This window comes from Chlamydia trachomatis A/HAR-13, assembly GCF_000012125.1.
In the GTDB taxonomy this organism is placed as follows: domain Bacteria; phylum Chlamydiota; class Chlamydiia; order Chlamydiales; family Chlamydiaceae; genus Chlamydia; species Chlamydia trachomatis.
The window spans coordinates 232,332-255,165 of sequence record NC_007429.1; the positions used below are offsets into that span (position 1 = coordinate 232,332).

The window sequence follows — 22,834 nt, forward strand, 5'->3', positions numbered from 1 at the left end:
AAGCTTATGTCGTCGAATAAACATGCTTCTCTTTGTCAAAAGACGCCTTCTTTGTGTCGGGAGCTTCAAAAAGCTCCTGCTCTTCTATTAACAGAAGACATAAGGTTTAAAGCTCTTCTTAATGAACGCATTGACTCTGTTGCAGAACTATTTCCATGCACTTATAACTCTCCCTACTACAAATTTATTTCGAAGTCCGATCTTTCCGCTGAGACCTCTCCCCTTAAAGTGGGCGTTATGCTTTCTGGAGGCCCAGCTCCTGGTGGGCACAATGTCATCTTAGGATTGCTACACAGTATTAAAAAGCTCCATCCGGATAGTCAGCTTTTAGGATTTATTCGCAATGGAGAAGGACTTCTCAATAATAATACTGTAGAAATCACAGATGAATTCATTGAAGAGTTTCGTAACTCTGGAGGCTTTAATTGCATAGGAACAGGTCGCACTAATATCATAACCGAAGAAAACAAAGCGCGCTGTTTACAAACAGCAAATGAACTCGATTTAGATGGATTAGTGATTATTGGAGGCGATGGTTCGAATACAGCCACGGCGATTCTTGCTGAATATTTTGCTAAGCATCAAGCAAAAACGGTATTAGTTGGTGTTCCTAAAACTATTGATGGAGATTTGCAGCACCTATTTTTAGACCTCACATTTGGGTTTGATACTGCTACTAAATTTTATTCATCCATCATCAGCAACATTTCTAGAGACACATTATCGTGTAAAGGCCATTATCATTTTATTAAACTAATGGGTCGGTCTTCTTCTCATATCACGCTAGAATGCGCACTACAGACTCACCCAAATATTGCTCTTATAGGCGAAGAGATTGCAGAAAAAAGCATCTCCTTAGAAACATTAATCCATGATATTTGTGAAACAATAGCAGATCGAGCTGCTATGGGGAAATACCATGGCGTTATTCTCATCCCTGAAGGAGTCATTGAGTTTATTCCTGAAATACAGTCTCTGGTTAAAGAAATTGAATCCATTCCAGAGCAGGAGAATCTTTACCAAGCTTTATCCTTATCTTCTCAGCAACTTTTATGCCAATTTCCGGAAGATATTTGCCATCAGCTCTTGTATAATAGAGATGCTCATGGCAACGTCTATGTATCAAAAATTAGTGTTGATAAACTTCTGATTCATCTAGTTCGTCAACATTTAGAAACACATTTTAGACAAGTTCCCTTCAATGCAATCTCCCATTTTTTAGGTTATGAAGGGCGTTCAGGAACTCCTACACATTTTGATAATGTGTATAGCTATAACTTAGGATATGGTGCTGGGGTTCTCGTTTTTAACCGCTGTAATGGGTATTTATCCACGATCGAAGGTCTAACTAGCCCTATTGAAAAATGGCGATTGCGCGCTTTACCCATTGTTCGAATGTTGACGACCAAGCAGGGGAAAGACAGTAAACATTATCCTCTGATAAAAAAAAGATTGGTAGATATTGCTAGTCCTGTTTTTAATAAGTTCTCACTGTATCGGAAAATCTGGGCTTTAGAAGACTCCTATCGCTTTGTAGGGCCATTACAAATACATTCTCCGGAGGATGCTCATTCTGATGATTTTCCTCCTTTAATTTTGTTTTTGAATCATAATGAATGGCAAAAACGCTGTTCTATTTGTTTAGAAATCCCCGATCAGGATTATTAACCATCTCAATGGATATAACTAAAGAGCTTCCCTTCATTATGATGCAACAACCTCATTACTTCCCTCATTCAAAAAAGATCTTTGAAATACCTCTATTAGATAATGTGACTTCTCTAGGGGTTCTGCATATTCCTCACTCTCAAGAAAAAACCTTTCCTCTTGTTATCGTGTTGCATGGGTTAGCTTCTAGCAAAATTGGAACCAAACGTTCCTATCTCCATCTAGCTAATCAACTAGTACAAGAAGGTATCGGAGTATTACGAGTTGATCTCCCAGGGCATGGTGATTCGGAAGGATTTATCCATGAATTTTCCCTTACCGATTATATTCAAGCCTCTCAAAAAATCATTCAGTTTGGTTTTTCTCTGCCCCAAGCCAATCATTCTGTTGCCTTGTTTGGCTCGTCTTTAGGAGGTAGCTTATCCCTACTGAACCTTCCCTACTTCCCAGAGATTCAACATGCTGCTATTTGGACTCCTACAATCCAAGGGGCTTTATGGTTAGAAGACACTATGCAGTCTATGTCGCCCTCTCTCCAACTCCCCCCTGATAATTTTTCTTATCAAGGTATTCCTCTTGGGAAAAAATTCTGCTCACAATTTATCGAGCTCGATACCGTAGATGCGCTTTCCAAAATCACGCAAGAAGTTTCTATTCTTTACTTACAAGGCGAAGACGATGCCGTTGTATCCTTACGTCATCAAGCTCTTTTTGCAAAAACTTTCACAGGCAAAGCTTCCTATCGCATATATCCTAAAATGACTCATCAGCTTTGCATATACTCCGAAGCTTTTCAAGACCTTGTCGATTGGCTAAAACATCAATTATTGGGCACACCGTGGAGCTACTCTCTGTAAATAAGAGCTACTTTGAACTACAAAGACTACACTATCGTCCAGATACTCTGAGTCTATTGAATAGCTTGTGTTCGATGCATATTCAGGAAAAGCCTTCTTCCGAACCGGCTTCAGATTTGCTAGCTAAGCATATTCCTCACCTATGTGCTCTCCCAGACCTCACTCTTCAAAAAGATGCTCCTTCTTCTTCTGAGCCTTTACGTATCGGAGTTTTACTGTCAGGAGGACAGGCTCCTGGCGGTCATAACGTAGTCATCGGATTATTTGAAGGATTACGCGTCTTTAATAAAGAAACAAAGCTCTTCGGTTTTATTAAAGGCCCTCTTGGACTTATTCGAGGATTATATAAGGATCTAGATATCTCTGTTATCTATGATTATTACAATGCTGGAGGGTTTGATATGCTCTCTTCTAGCAGAGAAAAAATCAAAACAAAAGAACAGAAGAACGCTATTCTTGCTACAGTAAAAAAAATGAAACTCCACGGTCTGCTCATTGTAGGAGGAGATAACTCCAATACAGACACTGCAATGCTAGCAGAATATTTTATCGAGCATAATTGCCCTACAGCAGTTATTGGTGTCCCTAAGACTATCGACGGGGATTTAAAAAACGCTTGGATAGAAACTCCTTTAGGATTTCATACATCTTGCCGCACTTATTCTGAAATGATCGGAAATTTGGAAAAAGATGTTCTTTCTACTCGCAAATACCATCATTTTGTCAAATTGATGGGTGAACAAGCTTCTCACAGTACGTTGGAATGCGGTCTTCAGACACTGCCTAATATTACCCTAATAGGAGAAGAAGTTGCTGTTCAATATGCCTCTTTACAAAGCTTAAGTCTTAGTATTGCTCAAGGGTTGATCGAGCGCTTTCATAGAGGGAAAGACTACAGTACTATTCTCATTCCTGAAGGCTTAATCAAACAAATCCCTGATACAAAACGATTAATCCAAGAATTGAACACTTTAATTGCTGAAGGACAATTTTCTGTTCATAATTTGGACCAACAATTATCCCCAATGGCTATCGAAACTTTCTCTTCTCTTCCAGAAAATATTCAAGACCAATTACTTCTAGATCGAGATTCTTATGGGAATATTCGGGTATCTAAAATTACCATTGAAGAGCTTTTAGCTTCTTTAGTTAGCAAAGAAATCTCTAAGCTTGAACCTACAATGTCCTTTTCTCCTGTAACACATTTTCTAGGATACGAATCTCGAGCAAGTTTCCCTTCTAATTTTGATTCCAATTATGGTTTAGCATTAGGAATAGCTGCTTCTCTCTTCTTAGTAAGAGGGAAAACAGGGTATATGGTCACGATAGGCAATCTAGCAGAAGCTTATACCGAATGGACCATCGCAGCGACTCCTTTATACAAAATGATGCACTTAGAAAAACGGTTCAATCAAGAGACTCCAGTAATCAAAACAGATTCTGTATCTCCAGATGCCCCTATGGCAAAATATTTACATAAAATGAAAGAGATCTGTTTATTAGAGGATTCGTACCGATTCCCCGGACCGTTACAATATTTCGAAGAACAAGCTCTTGTTGATCAGCGTCCACTAACATTACTTTGGGAAAAAGGAAAATTATCGGAGAATAACGCGACAAAATTCTAAGAAAACAACGGGAAACTGTCGGTGAAAGCTAGAAGAATCATAGAAACGAGGAGATAGCGGTAGTCGGACTTGAACCAACGACACGCGGATTATGATTCCGCTGCTCTAACCACCTGAGCTATACCGCCTCAAACAATCTAAAAAATTAGCGGGAGAAGGATTCGAACCTCCGACCTTTGGGTTATGAGCCCAACGAGATGACCACTACTCTATCCCGCGGTAGAAAGTCCAAGATTATCACATTCTTAGATTTTCATGCAAGTAATTTGGCTCTTTAATATTTCCCATGTCTGTTGAAAGCTATTTTCTTCCTGCTTCAAAAAAGATTTCCCCTTTTCAATATAAGCTTGGCGGTTTTTTTCGTTTTGAAGAAGATCTGTAACTACATCTAAAAGAGTTTCTTTGTTCACAGAAAGTCCTGCTTCTTTTTCCCGCAACTTTTCAGCAAGAACAGATTGAGAATAAATATAGGGTCCAAACATAAGAGGCACCTCTTTTTGAAGAGGCTCTAATAAATTATGCCCTCCTACAGATGGATCGAAAGTTCCTCCTACAAATGCAATATCTGCTGCAGAGTAAATATCTTTTAATACCCCCATAGCGTCCATAATTAAAGAATTATACTGCCGGAAAGAAGCACCTTGACTCCATAATCCAAATAAAATCCCAGCCTTTTCTAGTAGCTTAGCATGCTCCTTTAACTTCTCAAGATGTCTAGGAACCCATAAAATTTTTGTAGAAGAATTGTGGAAATGTGAAACCACTTCAGCCCATACCTCTACATCTTTAGGATGCACAGAACCCAATACAATTAAGCGATCCTGAGAAGATATTTGTAATTTTGCTCTCCAAAAATCTCGGCGATTTGTGGCAAGAGAGGATTCTATAAACGTTTTCATGTTTCCAGTGACATGAATCTTATCCGAGGAAATACCTATCTGCATAAACCGTTGTTTATACAGCTCGTCTTGTAGTATCAATAAATCTAACGGAGCAAAATAATTCCTTCCTAACCGCTTTAAAAAAGAAAAACGCTTACAAGAATGTTCCGAAAGTTTGCCATTAATCAAAAAGGCTTTTGCCCCTAAACGTTTGGATTCTGTCAAAAAATGTAACCAACAGTCTCCTTCTGAAAAGATCACGATATCAGGAGCAAGCTTGCGAACCACGGATTTAATAATACAACTTAAATCCAGAGGTAAAACAAATACAGTAGCGCCAAGAGATTCATACAAACGACGAGCGGTGTGCACACCAGCTTCAGAACACGTTGTAACAACAAACCGCCATTCTGGAAACTCTTCTCTCCATCGATTAAGAAGGGGAGCCAACAGACTGACTTCCCCCACAGAAGCTCCATGAAACCAAACTAAAGGGCCTTCCCCCTTCACAAAAGGTTTCTGTACCCCAAACCGAATTTTCCAAGAGTCAATATATTTCCCATGGAAAAACACTTTGTAAAAAATACGTGGCGCCGAAACAAAAAAAGCGCAAACTAAAAACGCATCATAGAGACGAGATGTTAACCAACGTCTTATCATACAACAAAGTTTACCAATCGAGCAGGAACAAAAATAGCCTCTTTCACTTCACACCCCTCTAAGTACTTAGATGCAGATTCCCTTGCTAACGCTAGGACTTCTTCTTTAGAAGCATCCTTCATAATATCTAGTCGAGCTCGAAGTTTACCATTTACCTGAACTACAATAGTAACTGTCTGTCCTTCTAAATACTCAGGCAAAACACTCGGCCATCCGGACTTCTGAACACCAGGAGAATTGCCTAACAACACCCACAACTCTTCACTAATGTGAGGGGCAATTGGAGCCAAAGCCCGAACAGCCATTTCTACAGCACTCTTCGGATATACAGCGAGCTTCACAAAGTCATTGATAAACTCCATAAAAGAGGACGGTATCGTATTCAAAGACAATTTTTCAATAGCATCTGTTACTCGCTGCACAAGCTTATGCGCTAATGATAAGCCTTCAAAATTGTTATCTTCCTTAACTCGATCAGAAGAGACCATTTCATAAAAACGATTCAAAAATCGTCTGCAACCAGCAACTCCTTGGTTAGACCAGAGTTTATTTTTATCTAAAGGCCCTGAAAACATTGCGTACATCCGAACAGCGTCAGCTCCAAATTCATCTATCAAGATCTGAGGATCCACCCCATTTAATTTGGATTTCGACATCTTTTCTTGACGGACATCCAACTCTTCTCCCGAAGGAGCAACCCATTTCCCGTTTTCTTCTTTTGCTATTTCAGGATATATATATCCTTTCCCAGGAATGCGATAAGATGTCGCCAATACCAAGCCTTGATTGACAAGCTTCTTAAAAGGCTCGGGTGTTGAAACAATCCCAGCTTCATAGAAAATCTGATGCCAGAAACGCGCATAAAGTAAGTGCAGTACAGCATGTTCTGCACCTCCAATATACAGATCTACTGGCATCCAATATTGTTCCTTTTCCTTTGCCCAGGGAGCGGCCGAGTTGTGGGCATCGCAAAAACGTAAATAGTACCAGCAAGAGCCTGCCCATTGAGGCATGGTATGTGTTTCACGTTTCCCAGCTCGTTGTGTCTCCGTGTCGAAAACTTGTACCCACTCTCGCACCTTAGCCAAAGGTCCTTGTCCGACCCCTTCTGGTCGATAATCTTGAATTTCCGGAGGTAACAATGGAAGTTCATAGTCTCTTAAAGGACGACAAGAGCCATCTTCAAAATGGATAATCGGTATAGGCTCCCCCCAATAACGTTGACGCGAGAATAGCCAGTCTCGCAACTTATAAGCGATTTTTGCTGCTCCAAGATGATTCTCTTCTAAAAAGTTAATCACATATTGCTTAGCTTCTTCTCCGGACAATCCATCCAAATGGAACCCTTCACAACAGCTATTAATACAGACACCTTCTTTATTAAGCACGGAGACTACAGGTAAATTAAACTGTTCGGCAAAAAGCAAATCACGTTCGTCATGAGCAGGAACTCCCATGACAGCTCCTGAACCAAAGCCGATTAATACATAATCTGCGATCCAGATAGGGATAAGTTCGTGAGTGACAGGATGTTTTGCGTAAGATCCCGTAAAGACCCCGCTCTTAGTTTTCATCTCGCTGATGCGATCTCTTTCGCTTTTACTTTGTGTTTCTTTAATATACTGTGCCACAACAGCCTTTTGCTCATCAGAAGTGAGGAGATCGACCAAGGGATGTTCAGGAGCTAAGGCTAAAAAAGAAACTCCTATCAAAGTGTCCGGTCTTGTTGTGAAAACTTCTATTGCTCCATGTTCTGTGGCAAAATTAACAGAAGCTCCTGAAGACTTCCCAATCCAATTCTTCTGCAATTGTTTGACACTTTCTGGCCAATCCAGCTCATCTAGTCCTTCTAGGAGCTGATCCGCGAATGCTGTAATACGCAGCACCCATTGGCGAAGCATTCTCCTTTCAACAGGATACCCCCCATCAACAGAAAATCCGTTTTCAATCTCTTCATTCGATAAAACAGTCCCCAACTCAGGACAATAGTTAACAGCCATATCGGCCATATAGGCTAATCCTTTCTCATAAAGGATTAAAAAAAGCTTTTGAGTCCATTTATAATATTCTGGATCTGAAGTAGCGAACTCTCGACTTTCGTCGTAAGAGAACCCCATTGCAGTTAACTGTTTCTTGAAATTAGCGATGTTTTTCTCTGTGGTCTCTCTTGGGTGTGTCCCCGTGCGTATAGCATACTGCTCTGCAGGCAACCCAAAACTATCCCAACCCATAGGATGTAAAACTGAAAACCCCTGGGCTCGCTTATACCTTGCGACAATATCTGTTGCTGTATAGCCAATTAGATGCCCCACGTGCAACCCTGCCCCAGATGGATAAGGAAACATATCTAAAACATAGTATTTTGTTTTAGTTTCATCCTCCTCAGCCTTAAAAACTTGCTCGTTCTTCCAAAACTTTTGCCATTTTTCTTCTATGAGACCGGGATCATAGCGCATAGCACCTAACCTGTTGTTATTTTTAAGGTTTTCTCTCCTTACAACCGACTTGCACTTAGAGAGAAATAAGCGTCAAACATACACTATGTCTGAGATCGAAATCAAGTCCTCTCCAGTCTGCGAATCCATCATCTTTTTTTTAATGCGATCCTGGTATACACTTCCCTTTCCCCAATCTTTACAGAGATCTCTGCTTATGTCCCACCTCTTCTCTAAAGCCTGTCAATATTTTCCAGGAGGAGTTAATTCCCCTGTTAGAGCGTGTCGAGCCGTTAATATCACTCCTCCTATAGTAGCTCGTGCCTCTAAAGAGGTTTTTGTAGATTCTCTGGATAAAACGTTTATAGACTTTTGTGGATCATGGGGATCTCTTATCCATGGACATAGTCACCCTAAGATTTGTGCAGCTATCCGACAGGGCTTAGAACGAGGAAGTTCTTATGGCCTCACGTCCGAACAAGAAATTCTCTTTGCCGAAGAAATTTTTTCGTATTTAGGATTAGAGACAAACTACAAAATTCGCTTCATGTCCACGGGATCGGAAGCAACTATGACTGCTGTTCGACTTGCTAGAGGTATCACAGGACGACCTATTATCATTAAGTTTTTAGGATGCTACCACGGTCATGCAGATACTTTTCTTCAAGAAAAACCCTTTTCCCATACTTCGCTAGAAACTTTAGACCTCGCTCATCCTCTTACCCTCTCTCTACCCTTCAATGATTTCCCCTTATTTCAAACTGTTATGAATAGCTTGGGGCATAAGGTCGCTGGAGTCATTTTTGAGCCTGTATGTGCGAATATGGGGGTGATTCTCCCCGTCCCTGGTTTTATTGAAGGAGTTATCCAAACCTGCCAGCAGACCGGATCTTTTTCCATTATGGATGAAGTGGTTACGGGATTCCGGGTCGCACAAGGTGGAGCTGCGGCTTTGTATCATGTGAAACCTGATATTCTTGTTTTTGGGAAAATTTTAGGTGGAGGCTTACCTGCATCAGCAGTTGTTACACCTAAAGACATTATGGACCATCTGGCACCCGAAGGAAAAATCTTCCAAGCTGGAACACTTTCAGGAAATCCTTTGGCCATGATCGCAGGGAAAGTATCTGTCAACTTATGTCGGGAACAAGGTTTTTACACACAACTCGCAACTATTGAGCAAAACTTTTTATCCCCTATTGAACACATGATTCGAACTACAGGAATCCCTGTTACATTGGTGCGATATGGAAGCCTCTTTTCCTTTTTCTTTAACCCAAATAGGCCTAACAATCTTGCGGATGCACAACTTAGCGATATCGAAGCTTTTCAAAAGTTTTATCAATCTGCTTTCTCAAAAGGAGTATATCTGTCTCCTTCTCCTTTTGAAGCCAGCTTTTTATCCGCAGCTCACTCTATGGAAAGTTTAGATTACGCCCAAACTGCATTGATAGAAAGCTTGGAACAAGTCTTTTCTTTAGTTTAGTAGTAGATTTTCAGGAATTGTCGATAACGAAGCAAAACGCCCTCCAAGATGTTGGAGAACATCGGACCACATTCTTTCTGGAGCATCAGTAAAAATAATTTCCTGACTCGAAGGAGCTAAGAACCACAACCCCTCTAAAAACTCTTTTTCTAACTGGCCACCTTGCCAACCACTGTATCCAAAACATAAGAGCATCTTGTCGTCACGAGTTCGCCCCTCTTTTTCACCAGCAAAAGAAAAATCTCCTCCGAGAAATACGGACGGACAAATTTCTATAGAAGAATTTGCACTATCTGGGCTCGTATGCAACAACATAATCTGATTCGCTTGCAGAGGGCCTCCCATACAAAAGCGAACCTTTGACTCATCAAAATGATCTAAAGGAAAAATTTCTTCTGGCAAATCAATTTCTAGAATTTTGTTAAGAATTAACCCAAAAGATCCATTTAGACTATGCTCACAAACCAAAACCACACTTCTCGAAAAAATGCCTCCATTAACATCTGGAGAAGCTACAAGCAAAGAACCTTTGTCTAAAAGGGCGTAAGGAAGTTTTGTCATAACATCTTTTGTAACAATCTAATCTTCGTATGGGATAGCTTCATCAAAAATGGACTTCACACAGAGAATAGGGGCTTGATACTTAATTGCTAAAGGAATGCTATCACTGGGACGAGCATCTATGTCAGCTATGTACAAACGGTCTCCCCGCTTCTGCTCTAAAAACAATCGTGAATAAAAGACATTATCCTTGTATTCTGTAATGACTACTCTCACGACAGATAGATCAAAGCTTGTTAAAACAAAGTTGAGAACGTCATGTGTTGAAGGACGTGAGCGCTCTTCTTCTGCTGCCAGATCTTCACGTTTTTTGAAAGCGGCATCCATTGAAGCGTGACCATAGATGGCGAACTGTTTCTCGTCCGTTCCTAAAATAATCCCTGCATAGTTGCGGAAACTTACTAATTTATAAAAATTAATTAAAATTAGTGAAGTGTCGCTTATGATTTCTCGATCAATATTCATTATGTTTTTTTTTTCGGACAATAGAACCGTCAGCGTAACCTACCCACACCTCGGCTTTTGCTATAACAAACCCGACATCAATAATGCCACGAATTTGTAATAGTCTAATCATATCCTCTTCGGGATTCGCATAGGAATCGGGTGTACGCACATCGTAAATATAATTGCCATTATCCGTGATAAAACGTTCTCCTGCAGAAGTTTCTCTCCATTCTCCAAAGTATCCTTGTTTATTCAATATCCTCTGTACAGAAGAGCAACCAAAAGGAGCAATCTCTATAGGCAATGAAAACTTCCCTAATGTGGGAACAAGTTTCCTTTCATCTACTAGAATAACATTGCGCTTCCCGCTCTGAAGAAGAATTTTTTCTCGGAAAAGAGCTCCCCCTCCTCCTTTGATCATACGTAAGCAAGGATCAACTTCATCCGCTCCATCCACGACCAAGTCTACATCTTGCAATAAAGAATGATCCAATAAAGGAATCCCCACTGCTTCAGCTAATAGCTGAGATATCCTTGAAGAGGCTACCGCTGTGATTACCAAACGTTCTGTCCGAACACGATCTCCTAAAGCCAAAATGAACTCTCTAGCCGTCGAGCCGCTCCCTAACCCCACACACATTCCTGGCTCCACCAAAGCTACTGCCTCTAGCGCTAGTTTCTGCTTGATAGGGAAAAATTTGTCGGAAGAAAAAGAGTTCTCGGGTTGTTTAGACATAAACCTCTCAAAAGAATCTAAAAAAGAAGGGCTTCTATTCCTCAAACAGTAATCCTACAACCTCTTCAAGATTCCTTCAAAGCTTTATCAAGACTTAACCAAATAATGCAGGTAGAGTTCGTTTAATTAACGAAAGGTCACTTACTCTCTGGCAGAATTCTGTAGAGTCCTGAGTATTACAAATAGTAGCTAGCTGATTCACTTGCCCTACAGAAAAGACTCCTCGAGTATACAAACCTAATAAAAATGTAGAGAGAACTCTTTCTAAGAGTTTTTTTTCTGATGAAGGTAAAAAGGTTCTCAATTTCTTCTGCAAGTCTACTTGTTCTAAAGAAGCGCTTAACCACAAGAGAATATTGTCTTCGCATAAAGGTGGGTAAGAATCGAATAAAGCTTGTAATTGCTTAATAACTTCAAGCATACCTGCAAAATCAGCCTTGAGATCTGCAGAAGAAGCTTTTGCAATCAATCCTAAAATCCCTGAAGGAATTTTCTGGTCTAAAGCTTTCAACAAAGAGCTTAACTGCTCTTTAGGACTACCTTGACCACCTGAAGACTTGGATTCAAATCGCTTAGGAAGGGCTCTTAAACAACAGCCTGGATCTATATCACGATACAAACAAGAGACTTCTTCTTCACGTGACTTTTTCTTAGTCTTTTTATCTTCTTCACGTAAAACTTTCTGTAACCCTGCAGCCCAAGCGGAATCTTGTGAATAACTACTTGCTAAAGCAAGAGCTGAAATCACATTCCCTGTATCCAGGAAATCATAAATACAATTTCTTACAGAGACATCCTTATATTTCTCAGCTACAGCAGTTGTGATATACTGATTGTACTCCGGATTCCCCAAACACCAACCGGAAAAGAAAATATTCAATGAAAGAAGGGAAGCCTCTAAAACTAGCTTTCTTTCCTTATTGTCTTTCAAGTCTTTACTCACCAAAATCCTTTGGTGAGTCTTCTCAATCAAAGATAGAAAGGGAGCTGCAAATTTCTTAGGATCAGAAAGAGCTCCACATAACCAAACCAGCCCGTTAGGGAATCCGCCTTGAGGAGGCTGTAACATCTTCTCAGCATGACGCGTAATCTTTAGAATCGGATTCTTGTCTGGTGAAAATGATACTAAAAAAACACCTACTAAATGAGAAGGTTCTATAGGGAATGGAGCATCTTTTTCTGTAGGAATTAAAGCGCTAATCCCCTCACAGACAAAAGTGAAATCATTATTCACTCTATCAAGATGCTGCTTATATTTTTTATAATCTGTCCCAATTCCTTTTTGAAGAACACGCATTTCAGCGCTTTTTTTGATCCCAATCCGATTAGGGAGAGGATCATCTGCTTGTCCGGAAATAAGCGGAATACTAGCACCACGTCCTTTACGGAGAGTCCCTAAAATAGATGACTCCGAAAAGTGATCTTGCAGACCACTACTCAAGAATTTAATTCGTATTGCAACAAGCTTAGCATTAGCTATATATACCAAAAACGAAGCTGTTAATGCTACGATCGATAAAGCAAAGAGAACCCCTACAACAATTGAAGCTGCAACTGGGAATCCTGGAACAGATAGAGCGACCACAAGCAACAATAATAATGCTGCAGCTGCTACAGCAGAGACTAACCCTATAAATTGGGTTTGTCTGGACCGAGCCATGGCTCGATCACACTGAGTCTCTAAAAACTGAAAAACTCCTCTAGTAGAGTCGGGAGGATTGAAAGAAGAGTCTGTTCGCATAAAAACTATTTTCTCTTTTTAATTTTTATTCTGCACACATTGAACACCAAGGTTATTTTAATATAACTGATCTTTAGAACGGGGAAAAATCGCAGAGTCTTTCATTTTCTTTACCTCATCTTCTCAAAGATCTTAACTAAAGACTCCAGGAAAGATCGTTTATCTTGAGGTTTTCTCCTACGAAATAAATGTTTGCATGCTAAGAAAGATTTATAGACAATCTGCCATGTCGCATCCGCTCTGACGGAGAGTGTGTTGCGCTTTTTTGGGTTTTCACCATATTTAAAATAGGAGCATCTTCGAATGACAACGATTTTTGATCTTCTTGGTAAAGACGCCGACTATCTCCTTAACCACAAGTGTGTTATAAAAAAAGAAGCTTTAACGCTTCCTTCTGGAGACCTCGTATCACGAGTTTTTGCAGAATCAGACAGAAATAATCGGGTGCTCCGTTCCCTTCAACAGATGTTCAGTTGTGGACGCTTAGGCGGAACAGGATACCTCTCTATTCTCCCTGTTGACCAAGGTGTCGAACATACTGCAGGCGCATCGTTTGCCAAGAATCCTATGTACTTTGATCCAGAAAATATCGTGCGTCTGGCTATGGAAGCTGGCTGTTCCGCTGTAGCTTCTTCCTATGGCGTGTTAAGTATATTGGCTAGACGATATGCTCATAAAATTCCTTTTTTACTTAAACTAAACCACAACGAACTGCTATCCTACCCGACAACATATCACCAAATCTTCTTCAGTCAAGTTGAAGATGCCTATAATATGGGAGCTGTTGCTGTCGGAGCAACGATTTACTTTGGATCAGAGTCTTCTTCTGAAGAAATTGTTGCTGTTGCCGAAGCTTTTGCAAGAGCTAGAGAGCTTGGCTTGGCTACAGTGTTATGGTGCTATTTAAGGAATCCACATTTTGTTGTGAATAATGTGGATTACCACACTGCTGCCGATTTAACAGGGCAAGCGGACCATCTTGGAGCAACTTTAGGAGCTGATATCGTTAAGCAAAAGCTCCCAACTCTTCAAGGAGGATTTAAAACAATTAATTTCAGCAAGACTGATGATCTTGTGTACTCGGAGCTTTCATCAAACCACCCTATTGACCTCTGTCGGTACCAGGTACTTAATAGTTACTGTGGAAAGGTTGGTCTAATTAACTCCGGAGGCCCTTCTGGGCAAGATGACTTTGCTGAAGCAGTTAAAACAGCAGTAATTAATAAACGAGCTGGTGGCATGGGACTGATTTTAGGGAGAAAAGCTTTCCAGAGACCCTTCTCTGAAGGCGTCCGGTTACTCAATTTAATTCAAGATATTTATTTAGATCCGACAATCTCCATATCATAATTTAGAGGGACTCATGCATCATCGCAAATCTTCTACCCCATTGGGTACTTTTACTGTAGGGATGTTATCCCTTGCAGTAGTTATCAGTTTACGAAACCTTCCTTTAACAGCAAAACATGGCTTATCTACTCTATTCTTTTATGCTGTCGCTGTAGCCTGTTTTATGATTCCTTACGCACTGATTGCAGCAGAATTAGCTTCATTCAAACCACAAGGTATTTATGTTTGGACACGAGATGCCTTAGGAAAACGCTGGGGATTCTTTGCTATATGGATGCAGTGGTTTCATAATATGACTTGGTATCCCGCTATGTTAGCTTTCATTGCTAGCACACTTGTTTACCAAATCAGTCCAGATCTCGCCAATAATCGACTGTATTTGTCATCCGTTATTCTCTTGGGTTTTTGGGGGCTTACCTTCTTTAACGTTCTGGGAATAGGAACATCAGCACTATTTAGTTCCATCTGTGTAATTGTAGGAACTCTAATCCCCGGAGCCATCTTAGTTGCTTTTGCTGCTTACTGGATCCAAGGAGGCAACCCTATCGCCATTAACTTTTCTTGGAGTGAACTGCTTCCAGATTTCTCTTCTCCTTCCTCGTTTGTTCTACTATCCGGAATGCTACTAGCATTATGCGGGTTGGAAGCGAATGCCAATTTGGCTTCGGATATGGAAGATCCTAAAAGAAACTATCCCAAAGCCGTTTTCATAGGAGCTGTATCCACTCTTGCCATTTTGGTACTAGGATCATTAGCTATTGCTATCGTAATTCCAAAAGAAGAAATTAGTTTAGTTTCTGGACTCATTCGAGCTTTTTCTCTTTTCTTTGAGAAATACAACCTTTCTTGGATGACAGGTATCATCGTAGCTATGACGATTGCAGGCTCTCTAGGAGAACTTAATGCCTGGATGTTTGCGGGAACCAAAGGGCTGTTCATCTCTACTCAGAATGATTGCCTACCGAAGATCTTTAAGAAAACAACCTCTAGGGATGTTCCCACAAACCTCATGCTTTTCCAAGCGATCGTGGTTACCCTATTCACATTCATATTTGTTTATGTAGACTCTGCAGACCTAGCTTACTGGATTTTAAGCGCGTTAAGCGTGCAAATGTATCTAGTCATGTATATTTGTTTGTTTATAGTCGGTCCTGTACTCCGAATAAAAGAGCCTAAAGCTCAAAGACTTTATTCTGTACCAGGAAAACTTGTTGGAATGTGTGTTCTGTCTACCTTAGGGATTCTTTCTTGCCTATTTGCTTTGGGAATTAGTTTCCTCCCCCCTCAAGAAGTAGTCTCTTTTTCAACCATGGGCGGCAATTTTGGCTACACAGCTCTTCTGCTTTTAGCTTTTGTCATTAACTGTTGTATTCCTTTTGGAATGTATTATTCTCACAAGAAATTAATTAAATAAATTCTTTTGCACAGAAAAGGGCTTTGTAAAGGAGCTCTTTTCTTTCTAAGACTTACCTGGATTTCTAATTCGCAAATCTTTAAAATTTGCCTCATGTTTACACTACAATGTAGTCCTCCATGGACAAAATTAGGGAAACGTGTTGAAAGTTTAGTGCGCAAAGCGCTGTATACGCATGCTATGTTACAAAAGCATACGCGTATTGCTGTTGCCTTGAGTGGCGGTAAAGACAGCTTGTCTTTGCTACTCATGCTAAAAGCCATTTCTGGAAGAGGATTCCCAGAACTAACTATCCATGCTATCCATATTGGAGGGAAATATTCTTGCGGAGCGGCCGTCAGCGGGAATTATCTCTCTTCTATTTGTGATAAGATCCAAGTCCCTCTTATTTCTATCCCCTCCCCTTATGAAACAGAGAATCCTGAGTGCTATACCTGTTCTCGTATTAGACGTCGCCTTCTTTTTGATACAGCTAAAGCGGTAGGAGCGACCGCTGTCGCATTCGGACATCACCGAGATGATGTTGTCCAAACAACACTAATGAATCTTCTCCATAAAGCGGAATTTGCGGGCATGCTTCCTGTCGTTGACATGGTTAACTTTGGGATTACAATCCTACGCCCTCTTATTTTCATTCCCGAAGACCTGATCCGTAAATTTGCTAAGGAAAGCGGCTTTGCTCGAATCACTTGTCGTTGCCCCGTTATTTCCTTACGAACAAAAACTGAAGAAGCTTTAAAAACCTTGGAAACGATTTTCCCTCAAGCAAGACATAATATTGCTTTGGCTGTTCGAGAAACAGGACTTTCCAAAGCAAATCGCGTAGAACAATACGCCTCCTTATTAACAGAAGCCTAGTCCTTTCCCAGATTTAAATAAAAATTTGTATTAATCATAATACTTGGTTTATTTTTCTTATTATTTTAAAAAGATCTAATAGCTCATTACGCAGGTTTTTATGCGCAATGAAAAGTATAGGAGGGGACTCATGACAGAGATACGACGACTTCGCATTCTTATTACCAATGATGACGGTATCAAAGCCAAAGGAATCAGTCTGCTGATTTCTCTACTCCGTGAAGCTGACTTCGCCGATCTTTATATAGTAGCCCCTTTAGAAGAACAGTCTGGGAGAAGTATGGCTTTCTCATTAGTAGAGCCAACTACCCTTGAGCCTTTTGATTATCCTCAAAGAGTCCAAGAAGCTTGGGCTGTCACCGGCACTCCTGTTGACTGCGTGAAATTAGCTATAGGAGAACTCTTTAAAGAGAACGCTCTGGATCTTATTTTATCGGGTATTAATAATGGGAAAAATTCCGGACGCTGCCTTTATTACTCTGCCACTGTAGGAGCTATAAGAGAAGCGAATCTCCATGGAATTCCTGCGATAGCTCTTTCTCAAAGTGAGAATATCGCTTTTTTCCAAGAAGCTCATATGGCCTCCCTAATTCGTTCCTTATGCGAGTTTACCGTTGCTTATAAGCACACCGATCCCTTAGGACTTAATGTAAATTTCCCTGCTAGCACGGACGATTCTCCATGGAAAGGAATTCGTTTCACACTTTCTGGAAATGAATTCTTATTCGGTATCCCAAGATTAGTCCGTACGGAAGGAAATCGTCGTTACTATACGCTCTATGATATGCGAGATAAAGTATCCGAAGAGTTCTCTGAAGAGTATCTTGCTTTAGCAAATAACTATATTAGTGCGGCTCCACTAGTTTCTAAAAATACCCCTCGAGCAACCCTTTCCGAAGAAGAACTAGCTTTCCTAAAAGACTCTTTCGAACAATCTGTGTTGTGGAAAGCTTCTTTAAACTTAGAAGAAGATCTGGCTTAGTTATCTGTACGTTGAAACGAACTTCAACGTACTTTTTTCAGCAAGAAAAGCTCCTTCTGATTACAATACAAGATCTTTTACACCTATAATCCCATAATATTCGAAGGGTTTATGTCTAAGATTGTATTGATTCAGCAGCTTATCAAATGCAAATATGCTTTGTTTGCAGCACTATTTCTTGCATCTTCTACATTGTTCTGCTTTTCTCTCCCTTGCACCCCTTTTTCTCTCTTTTCCTTAGGCTCTATAAAAACGATCTCTCTAGGTGGAAGTGCATTTTTTATCGCCCGCGCTTTAGGAATGATCGTAAACCAAGTTGTGGACTGTGCTATTGATAAACGCAACCCTCGCACCCAATCACGGGTACTTCCTGCAGAGCTTCTTTCAATTAAACATTCCATGCTGCTTCTGACTCTCTGTCTTATCCTGTTTCTAAGCACTTGTTGGCTATTCAATCCTCTTTGCTTTTCTCTCGCAGTCTTATCTACCCTAATTATGATTATCTACCCTTACACAAAGCGTTTTACGTTTCTTTGTCACTGGATTTTGGGGCTGGTATACTATCTAGCAATACTCATGAACTTTTTTGCCATCATTGAGACTCCTTCTTTCTCTCTATTTTGCATGAGTTCTTTATTAGGAATTTCCTTTGGTATGATCATTGCAGCAAATGATATCATTTATGCACTGCAAGACGTAGAGTTTGATCAAAAAGAAGGTCTGTTTAGCATTCCTGCTCGATTTGGAACGAAACAAGCTATTACAATTGCTTCAGCTAATTTAATAGCTAGCGCAATAGCTTACCTTCTTATTGGTTATTTTGTTCCGAATAAAACCATCTTCTATCTATGCTCGCTTGTGCCTTTAACCGGTATTCTTCGCACAATTAAGCACTATTCTCTTATTGACCCAAGGGCTAAGTCTACTCTTCAACAAAATTTCTTTCTTGGGAACCTTTCCCTAGGTATCGCGTTTTTTGCTAATATGATTGGACTATTTTTACTAAGAGGAATCTTATGAAGCGCTACGTGGTGGGTATTTCCGGAGCATCTGGTATTGTATTGGCAGTCACATTAGTTTCTGAACTTGCCAGATTAGGACATCATATTGATGTCATCATATCGCCATCCGCACAAAAAACTCTTTATTATGAGCTAGATACCAAGTCTTTTTTATCTACGATCCCTCAAAATTTCCATAACCAGATTGTTCTTCACCATATATCCTCTATAGAAAGTTCTGTATCATCAGGCTCAAATACTGTAGATGCAACTATTATAGTCCCTTGCAGCGTAGCTACTGTTGCAGCAATCTCATGTGGTTTGGCCGATAATCTTTTAAGAAGAGTCGCTGATGTTGCTCTGAAAGAAAAAAGACCTCTGATTCTTGTACCACGAGAGGCTCCTCTATCCGCAATACATTTAGAAAACTTACTCAAGCTAGCACAGAATGGAGCTGTAATACTCCCTCCTATGCCTATTTGGTACTTTAAACCTCAGACTGCAGAAGATATAGCCAATGATATTGTGGGAAAAATCTTAGCCATTTTACAGCTAGATAGTCCCCTTATAAAAAGATGGGAGAACCCCCGCTAATAGGAGGTTCTCTTTTCGTTGATTACTTCATGTAAATTTTCAATAGCAATGAAGGCGCTAGGGTCTTCTCTGTGCACAATCTCTTTAAGCTGGGAAAGCTGCAACCGTTCGACAACGATATAAAGAAGATTTCGAGGCTCCCCAGAAAAACCACCTTCTGCATGCAAATAAGTTAACCCTACCCCTAAAGTCTCCATAAGAATGTTTCCTAATTTTCTAGGAAAAGAGGTAATGATAGTTACAGACTTAGTGTCTTCGAATCCTAAAATCACCATATCCATAACTTTAATAGCCACAGCATACGTTAGCAAAGACATAAAAGCTGTATGCCAATTGCGGTAAACAATGCCGCCCAAGGAAAAGATGAAGAAGTTTACGAACAAGATGACTTGCCCGACAGTATATCCTCTCTTCTTATTTACGATGATCCCTAAGATTTCCGTTCCGTCAGTTGCTCCTCCGTGACGAATAATCAATCCGCCTCCGGCTCCCAACACAACTCCACCAAGGACAATAGTTTCTATTTCTGAACCGTCAAAAATAAAGGGTTGTATTCCCAGCCACTCAGGCAAAACTTCTATAAGCCATAACCAGCAAGAAAAGATAATAACCGCAGTTATCATCTGTACAACGAAGCACTTCCCTATGCGCTTATAAGCCAAAATGATGAATGGCAAGTTAAACAACACTAAAAACACTGGAAGGAACTGATGCCCGAAAGAATGAGCTGCTATCATAGATAACCCAATGATCCCACCATCGATTAAATCGTTGGGAGTGAGAATTATATGAACACCGCAAGCGGCTAAAAATCCACCTATGATAAACCAACTAAGAGTCTTAGAAAAATATAGAGGGAAACTAAATTTTGTGAAACGTACGGTGTGAGCCATTGTTCACCCCCTTGGTTGAAGCTCGCGAGAGACGGGGCTCGAACCCGCAACTTCCGCCTTGACAGGGCGGCGCTCTAACCAGTTGAACTACTCCCGCGCAATCTTGGACACGACAGGATTTGAACCTATGACCCCCTGTGTGTAAGACAGGTGCTCTAACCGCTGAGCTACGCATCCAAAAGACTAGACGAGGACTTTATCAGAATAAATACTTTAAATACACTGTTTTTTGTTCACAACGCAATTTTTTTCAAAAAATCCAATAAAGCCCTAAAAGCCCTCGACTCTTTAGCAGAAAGTTGAACAATCGACTGCTCTTTTTCCTCTGCTCAATAAGTTCTCTAATCGCGATACAACAGCTTCTTGCTCTTTAACTAAATTCTCATTAGCAAGAAGACTTTTCTCTTGTGCAGCATGCATATCGGACACTTGTTGAGCATAGCGTTCTAAAATGTTCAGTTGGAATACACTAATGCTTTTAATTCTTGGTTTTCTTGCCGTAACAATTCTACTTGATCCTCAAGCATCTTTTGTTCAGCTTTGTCCAAAGACACTCGCTTCATACGCAAAAATAGTTTACAAAGCCCTAAACTCAAACAAACAGCGCCTAAGGCAGATAATATAACTCCAACACCTATCAAACCTGCAGAACTTCCTAAAAGGGCAAAAGATAACACCATACCTATTCCCAATAGAAGTGCTCCAATCAATGTAAATGCTACAGACGCAATCTTTCTACAAAGAGAACTATCACACTTTCTTTCTTTGACCGCTGAAACTACCTGATCTCCCGTACTCGACGATCTTACTTCTTCATAATTTGTACGAACACAACAGCAACGCATATCGCTCCTCAATTTCTGTACGCAGTGAATTCATTAATCACAGATTACCAACAACTTGCTACTTCGGAAACATTTAGACGTTCCCAAAGATTAAGAGAGAAAAAAAAGCCTCTTCATAAGAAGAGGCTTTTGCTCGGCAAACTACACCCGAGAGCCGTAATTGAAACCATCATCATCATCGCCATCACTGCTATCCGATTTCGGATCCAGGTCTATGAGATTAACCGATTTCACCAGAACCTTTTCTCCGAGACAAACGTCGCGATGAGCCTTATAGTTTAACAAAAGCTTCTCAAATTCCTTTGATAGCTTTTTATTAGCCGTTTTTAGCAGATTAATGAGCTCTCCTCGTTCGTGACAAATACGAGAGTAGTGCTCTAACATAGCTTTAAGCTCTTCTATCTGTTTCTCTTTAGCAGGCAGGACTTTTAGTCTTTCTTGATACCCCCCCAGCTTCGTTAGAAGATCTCGCATCTCTTCTTCAAGATTCAGACAACAAGCTTGCCACGCCTTTAAATTTTCTCGTAAACCACGTCTCTCTAAAAGACTTGCAGGATACTTAGTATTCAATTCTTTTAGAGCTTTAGCCAATTGTTGCTCTAATTGTGAGATTTCTTCTTTTTGCTGAAGGATGAGTTGCTCGCGAGCTTCTATTTTTCTAGATCTCAAGCAACAACTACATGTATTCGAAACTCCTACCCCTAAAATAACAGCTCCCAAAGCAACCAGAACGACTCCTGCATAGAAGAAGAGAGGCGGCGCAAAGGTACAGAATAAAGCCAATACAACAGCACCACCAGCAGCTGCTAAAAGCCCTAAAACCAACGCAGCGACAACACTAATTTTATAACACAACCTAGAACCGGTTTTTTTTGCTTCAGGTGCTGGCGATAGATCATTAATTCCGTTATTCGCTTCTACTCCATTAGAAGTCCCTAATGCTAAACTCACCATTTTTCCTCCTTTCCGTTAAAACGGGAAAGGAATTGTACAGAAACATTTTTTTAAAGAAATCAAAAAGCCATTTGTAGGCAGATATCAGGCCATTTATATCAAAAACAGAAGGAATGATTAGGATAAAACTTTGTCTTGCCATCGTTCCAGAGAGCATTGAGAAGCCGTTTTTATTATAAATACATTGCACTAAGAATCTTAAAATCGAACAGACAACACAATGGCTCGAACAGACTGATCCACACGCACTAATTCAAATGCAAAAAACTTCTAAAATGAACACAGCAAGCTTGATAAAAACATATAAAAGAATTGGATCATAGAGCTTTACGAGAAGGGGCGCACTGCAATCTGTCTCGACCAAATAGCAATGCAAACAGATAAATACCCCTAATCATTGGGAAAAATTGAGTGTAGAATAGCCTCTTTCTCTTCCTCTATTTGTTGCTTAGCTAACGCGATTTCTTCTTTAGAGATATCTGCAAGTCTCTGCTTATCCAAAAAGCCTTGTCTATCATTTTCCAATACAAATCTGTCCAGAGAAACTTTTTTTGGTTCTCCACCATAGCTAGAAATTCTAGTAAGAACAGCACCTAGCATCACAGATCCAAAAACAACCAGGGTAACCACTACGTCAATCATAGGAAGCGTAGTCCAACCTGCCCCAATAAATAAGGCTGCTCCTGTAACTATGAATAAAATACTAAGAATACCGAGCGCAAGCACAGCAATACGTTCGCTACAACAAGAAACTCTCGCTTTAGAAGCGCTATCCACCAAAGGAGCCTCTGGCATATAACTTCTAAGAGGTACACTATCTCCAACAAAACTCATGGCATCCCC

At 40.3% G+C, this 22,834-nt stretch carries 21 protein-coding genes and 4 tRNA genes; 10 read left to right on the top strand and 15 right to left on the bottom strand.

The window, feature by feature from the left end; translation table 11 throughout:
* Positions 1-6 precede the first annotated feature (6 nt).
* From CTA_RS01095 to CTA_RS01105, 3 genes are read left to right on the top strand one after another with little or no spacing between them, the layout of a single operon-like run.
* On the top strand, positions 7-1,668 hold the full coding sequence (locus tag CTA_RS01095; protein ID WP_009871551.1) for a diphosphate--fructose-6-phosphate 1-phosphotransferase: 1,662 nt from the start codon (positions 7-9) through the stop codon (positions 1,666-1,668).
* 8 nt (positions 1,669-1,676) lie between these two features.
* A complete protein-coding gene (locus CTA_RS01100; protein WP_079993077.1) occupies positions 1,677-2,525 on the top strand; it encodes an alpha/beta hydrolase in 849 nt (282 codons plus the stop codon).
* The gene (locus CTA_RS01105; protein ID WP_011324639.1) at positions 2,507-4,153 is read left to right on the top strand and encodes a diphosphate--fructose-6-phosphate 1-phosphotransferase; all 1,647 of its coding nucleotides are present in this window, start codon (positions 2,507-2,509) and stop codon (positions 4,151-4,153) included. Before CTA_RS01100 ends, CTA_RS01105 begins: the two co-directional genes overlap by 19 nt.
* Positions 4,154-4,207: 54 nt before the next feature.
* Here CTA_RS01105 and CTA_RS01110 read toward each other — a convergent pair.
* From CTA_RS01110 to leuS, 4 genes are all read right to left on the bottom strand, one after another.
* Positions 4,208-4,281 (bottom strand) — tRNA-Met (locus tag CTA_RS01110).
* Positions 4,282-4,299: 18 nt separating this feature from the next.
* Positions 4,300-4,372 (bottom strand) — tRNA-Met (locus CTA_RS01115).
* Positions 4,373-4,398: 26 nt separating this feature from the next.
* On the bottom strand, positions 4,399-5,694 hold the full coding sequence (waaA, locus tag CTA_RS01120; RefSeq protein ID WP_011324640.1) for a lipid IV(A) 3-deoxy-D-manno-octulosonic acid transferase: 1,296 nt from the start codon (positions 5,692-5,694) through the stop codon (positions 4,399-4,401).
* Entirely contained in the window at positions 5,691-8,150 is a 2,460-nt protein-coding gene (leuS, locus tag CTA_RS01125; RefSeq protein ID WP_011324641.1) for a leucine--tRNA ligase, read from the bottom strand. The genes waaA and leuS overlap by 4 nt, the downstream gene beginning before the upstream one ends.
* Positions 8,151-8,346: 196 nt before the next feature.
* Here leuS and hemL point away from each other — a divergent pair, with 196 nt between their 5' ends.
* The gene (gene hemL / locus CTA_RS01130; RefSeq protein WP_009872466.1) at positions 8,347-9,615 is read left to right on the top strand and encodes a glutamate-1-semialdehyde 2,1-aminomutase; all 1,269 of its coding nucleotides are present in this window, start codon (positions 8,347-8,349) and stop codon (positions 9,613-9,615) included.
* Here the strand turns inward: hemL and CTA_RS01135 are convergent.
* The 4 genes from CTA_RS01135 to CTA_RS01150 all read right to left on the bottom strand — a co-directional run bounded on the left by CTA_RS01135 (position 9,607) and on the right by CTA_RS01150 (position 13,100).
* Positions 9,607-10,176, bottom strand: coding sequence for a YqgE/AlgH family protein (locus CTA_RS01135; protein WP_011324642.1), 570 nt, complete (start codon positions 10,174-10,176; stop codon positions 9,607-9,609). The genes hemL and CTA_RS01135 overlap by 9 nt on opposite strands.
* An 18-nt stretch (positions 10,177-10,194) precedes the next feature.
* Positions 10,195-10,641, bottom strand: a complete 447-nt coding sequence (locus tag CTA_RS01140; protein WP_009871558.1) for a bifunctional nuclease family protein — start codon at positions 10,639-10,641, stop codon at positions 10,195-10,197.
* Positions 10,631-11,359 carry a ribose-5-phosphate isomerase RpiA gene (gene rpiA / locus CTA_RS01145; protein WP_011324643.1) on the bottom strand — a complete coding sequence of 243 codons (729 nt, stop codon included), beginning with the start codon at positions 11,357-11,359 and terminating at the stop codon, positions 10,631-10,633. Before rpiA ends, CTA_RS01140 begins: the two co-directional genes overlap by 11 nt.
* Positions 11,360-11,453: 94 nt before the next feature.
* Positions 11,454-13,100, bottom strand: coding sequence for a CT214 family putative inclusion membrane protein (locus tag CTA_RS01150; protein WP_011324644.1), 1,647 nt, complete (start codon positions 13,098-13,100; stop codon positions 11,454-11,456).
* A gap of 303 nt (positions 13,101-13,403) precedes the next feature.
* Between CTA_RS01150 and CTA_RS01155 the strand changes: the two genes are divergently transcribed.
* The 6 genes from CTA_RS01155 (at position 13,404) to CTA_RS01180 (ending at position 19,299) form a co-directional block, all read left to right on the top strand.
* Positions 13,404-14,450: a class I fructose-bisphosphate aldolase gene (locus tag CTA_RS01155; RefSeq protein ID WP_009871561.1), complete on the top strand. Its 1,047-nt coding sequence runs from the start codon at positions 13,404-13,406 to the stop codon at positions 14,448-14,450.
* A gap of 13 nt (positions 14,451-14,463) precedes the next feature.
* A complete protein-coding gene (locus CTA_RS01160) occupies positions 14,464-15,864 on the top strand; it encodes an amino acid permease (protein WP_011324645.1) in 1,401 nt (466 codons plus the stop codon).
* Positions 15,865-15,957: 93 nt separating this feature from the next.
* Entirely contained in the window at positions 15,958-16,722 is a 765-nt protein-coding gene (locus CTA_RS01165; protein WP_011324646.1) for a tRNA 2-thiocytidine biosynthesis TtcA family protein, read from the top strand.
* A 130-nt stretch (positions 16,723-16,852) separates the two neighbouring features.
* Complete coding sequence (gene surE, locus CTA_RS01170; RefSeq protein ID WP_011324647.1) at positions 16,853-17,704, top strand: 5'/3'-nucleotidase SurE; 852 nt, start codon at positions 16,853-16,855, stop codon at positions 17,702-17,704.
* A 111-nt stretch (positions 17,705-17,815) separates the two neighbouring features.
* On the top strand, positions 17,816-18,724 hold the full coding sequence (locus tag CTA_RS01175) for a 4-hydroxybenzoate octaprenyltransferase (RefSeq protein WP_009872474.1): 909 nt from the start codon (positions 17,816-17,818) through the stop codon (positions 18,722-18,724).
* A complete protein-coding gene (locus CTA_RS01180) occupies positions 18,721-19,299 on the top strand; it encodes a flavin prenyltransferase UbiX (protein ID WP_009873649.1) in 579 nt (192 codons plus the stop codon). Before CTA_RS01175 ends, CTA_RS01180 begins: the two co-directional genes overlap by 4 nt.
* Here CTA_RS01180 and CTA_RS01185 read toward each other — a convergent pair.
* The 7 genes from CTA_RS01185 to CTA_RS01215 form a co-directional block, all read right to left on the bottom strand.
* Positions 19,296-20,192 (bottom strand): YitT family protein, encoded by an 897-nt coding sequence (locus CTA_RS01185; protein WP_011324648.1) that lies wholly within the window; start codon positions 20,190-20,192, stop codon positions 19,296-19,298. The genes CTA_RS01180 and CTA_RS01185 overlap by 4 nt on opposite strands.
* A 23-nt stretch (positions 20,193-20,215) precedes the next feature.
* Positions 20,216-20,289 (bottom strand) — tRNA-Asp (locus CTA_RS01190).
* Positions 20,290-20,296: 7 nt separating this feature from the next.
* Positions 20,297-20,369, bottom strand: a tRNA-Val gene (locus CTA_RS01195).
* Between the two features lie 111 nt (positions 20,370-20,480).
* Positions 20,481-20,621, bottom strand: a complete 141-nt coding sequence (locus tag CTA_RS01200) for a hypothetical protein (RefSeq protein WP_009873650.1) — start codon at positions 20,619-20,621, stop codon at positions 20,481-20,483.
* Positions 20,622-20,647: 26 nt separating this feature from the next.
* Positions 20,648-21,037: an inclusion membrane protein gene (locus tag CTA_RS01205; protein WP_009871569.1), complete on the bottom strand. Its 390-nt coding sequence runs from the start codon at positions 21,035-21,037 to the stop codon at positions 20,648-20,650.
* A 141-nt stretch (positions 21,038-21,178) separates the two neighbouring features.
* Positions 21,179-21,991 carry an IncA family protein gene (locus CTA_RS01210; RefSeq protein ID WP_011324649.1) on the bottom strand — a complete coding sequence of 271 codons (813 nt, stop codon included), beginning with the start codon at positions 21,989-21,991 and terminating at the stop codon, positions 21,179-21,181.
* A 390-nt stretch (positions 21,992-22,381) separates the two neighbouring features.
* Complete coding sequence (locus CTA_RS01215) at positions 22,382-22,825, bottom strand: hypothetical protein (protein WP_011324650.1); 444 nt, start codon at positions 22,823-22,825, stop codon at positions 22,382-22,384.
* Between the last annotated feature and the right edge of the window lie 9 nt (positions 22,826-22,834).

Coding starts and splice junctions, on each gene's coding strand:
- CTA_RS01185 (WP_011324648.1), bottom strand. CDS start 20,192: ATGGCTCACACCGTACGTTTCACAAAATTTAGTTTCCCTCTATATTTT.
- CTA_RS01140 (WP_009871558.1), bottom strand. CDS start 10,641: ATGAATATTGATCGAGAAATCATAAGCGACACTTCACTAATTTTAATT.
- CTA_RS01135 (WP_011324642.1), bottom strand. CDS start 10,176: ATGACAAAACTTCCTTACGCCCTTTTAGACAAAGGTTCTTTGCTTGTA.
- CTA_RS01180 (WP_009873649.1), top strand. CDS start 18,721: ATGAAGCGCTACGTGGTGGGTATTTCCGGAGCATCTGGTATTGTATTG.
- CTA_RS01150 (WP_011324644.1), bottom strand. CDS start 13,100: ATGCGAACAGACTCTTCTTTCAATCCTCCCGACTCTACTAGAGGAGTT.
- leuS (WP_011324641.1), bottom strand. CDS start 8,150: ATGCGCTATGATCCCGGTCTCATAGAAGAAAAATGGCAAAAGTTTTGG.
- surE (WP_011324647.1), top strand. CDS start 16,853: ATGACAGAGATACGACGACTTCGCATTCTTATTACCAATGATGACGGT.
- CTA_RS01215 (WP_011324650.1), bottom strand. CDS start 22,825: ATGAGTTTTGTTGGAGATAGTGTACCTCTTAGAAGTTATATGCCAGAG.
- CTA_RS01175 (WP_009872474.1), top strand. CDS start 17,816: ATGTCTAAGATTGTATTGATTCAGCAGCTTATCAAATGCAAATATGCT.
- CTA_RS01155 (WP_009871561.1), top strand. CDS start 13,404: ATGACAACGATTTTTGATCTTCTTGGTAAAGACGCCGACTATCTCCTT.
- rpiA (WP_011324643.1), bottom strand. CDS start 11,359: ATGTCTAAACAACCCGAGAACTCTTTTTCTTCCGACAAATTTTTCCCT.
- CTA_RS01160 (WP_011324645.1), top strand. CDS start 14,464: ATGCATCATCGCAAATCTTCTACCCCATTGGGTACTTTTACTGTAGGG.
- CTA_RS01205 (WP_009871569.1), bottom strand. CDS start 21,037: ATGCGTTGCTGTTGTGTTCGTACAAATTATGAAGAAGTAAGATCGTCG.
- CTA_RS01095 (WP_009871551.1), top strand. CDS start 7: ATGTCGTCGAATAAACATGCTTCTCTTTGTCAAAAGACGCCTTCTTTG.
- hemL (WP_009872466.1), top strand. CDS start 8,347: ATGTCCCACCTCTTCTCTAAAGCCTGTCAATATTTTCCAGGAGGAGTT.
- CTA_RS01210 (WP_011324649.1), bottom strand. CDS start 21,991: ATGGTGAGTTTAGCATTAGGGACTTCTAATGGAGTAGAAGCGAATAAC.
- CTA_RS01165 (WP_011324646.1), top strand. CDS start 15,958: ATGTTTACACTACAATGTAGTCCTCCATGGACAAAATTAGGGAAACGT.
- waaA (WP_011324640.1), bottom strand. CDS start 5,694: ATGATAAGACGTTGGTTAACATCTCGTCTCTATGATGCGTTTTTAGTT.
- CTA_RS01100 (WP_079993077.1), top strand. CDS start 1,677: ATGGATATAACTAAAGAGCTTCCCTTCATTATGATGCAACAACCTCAT.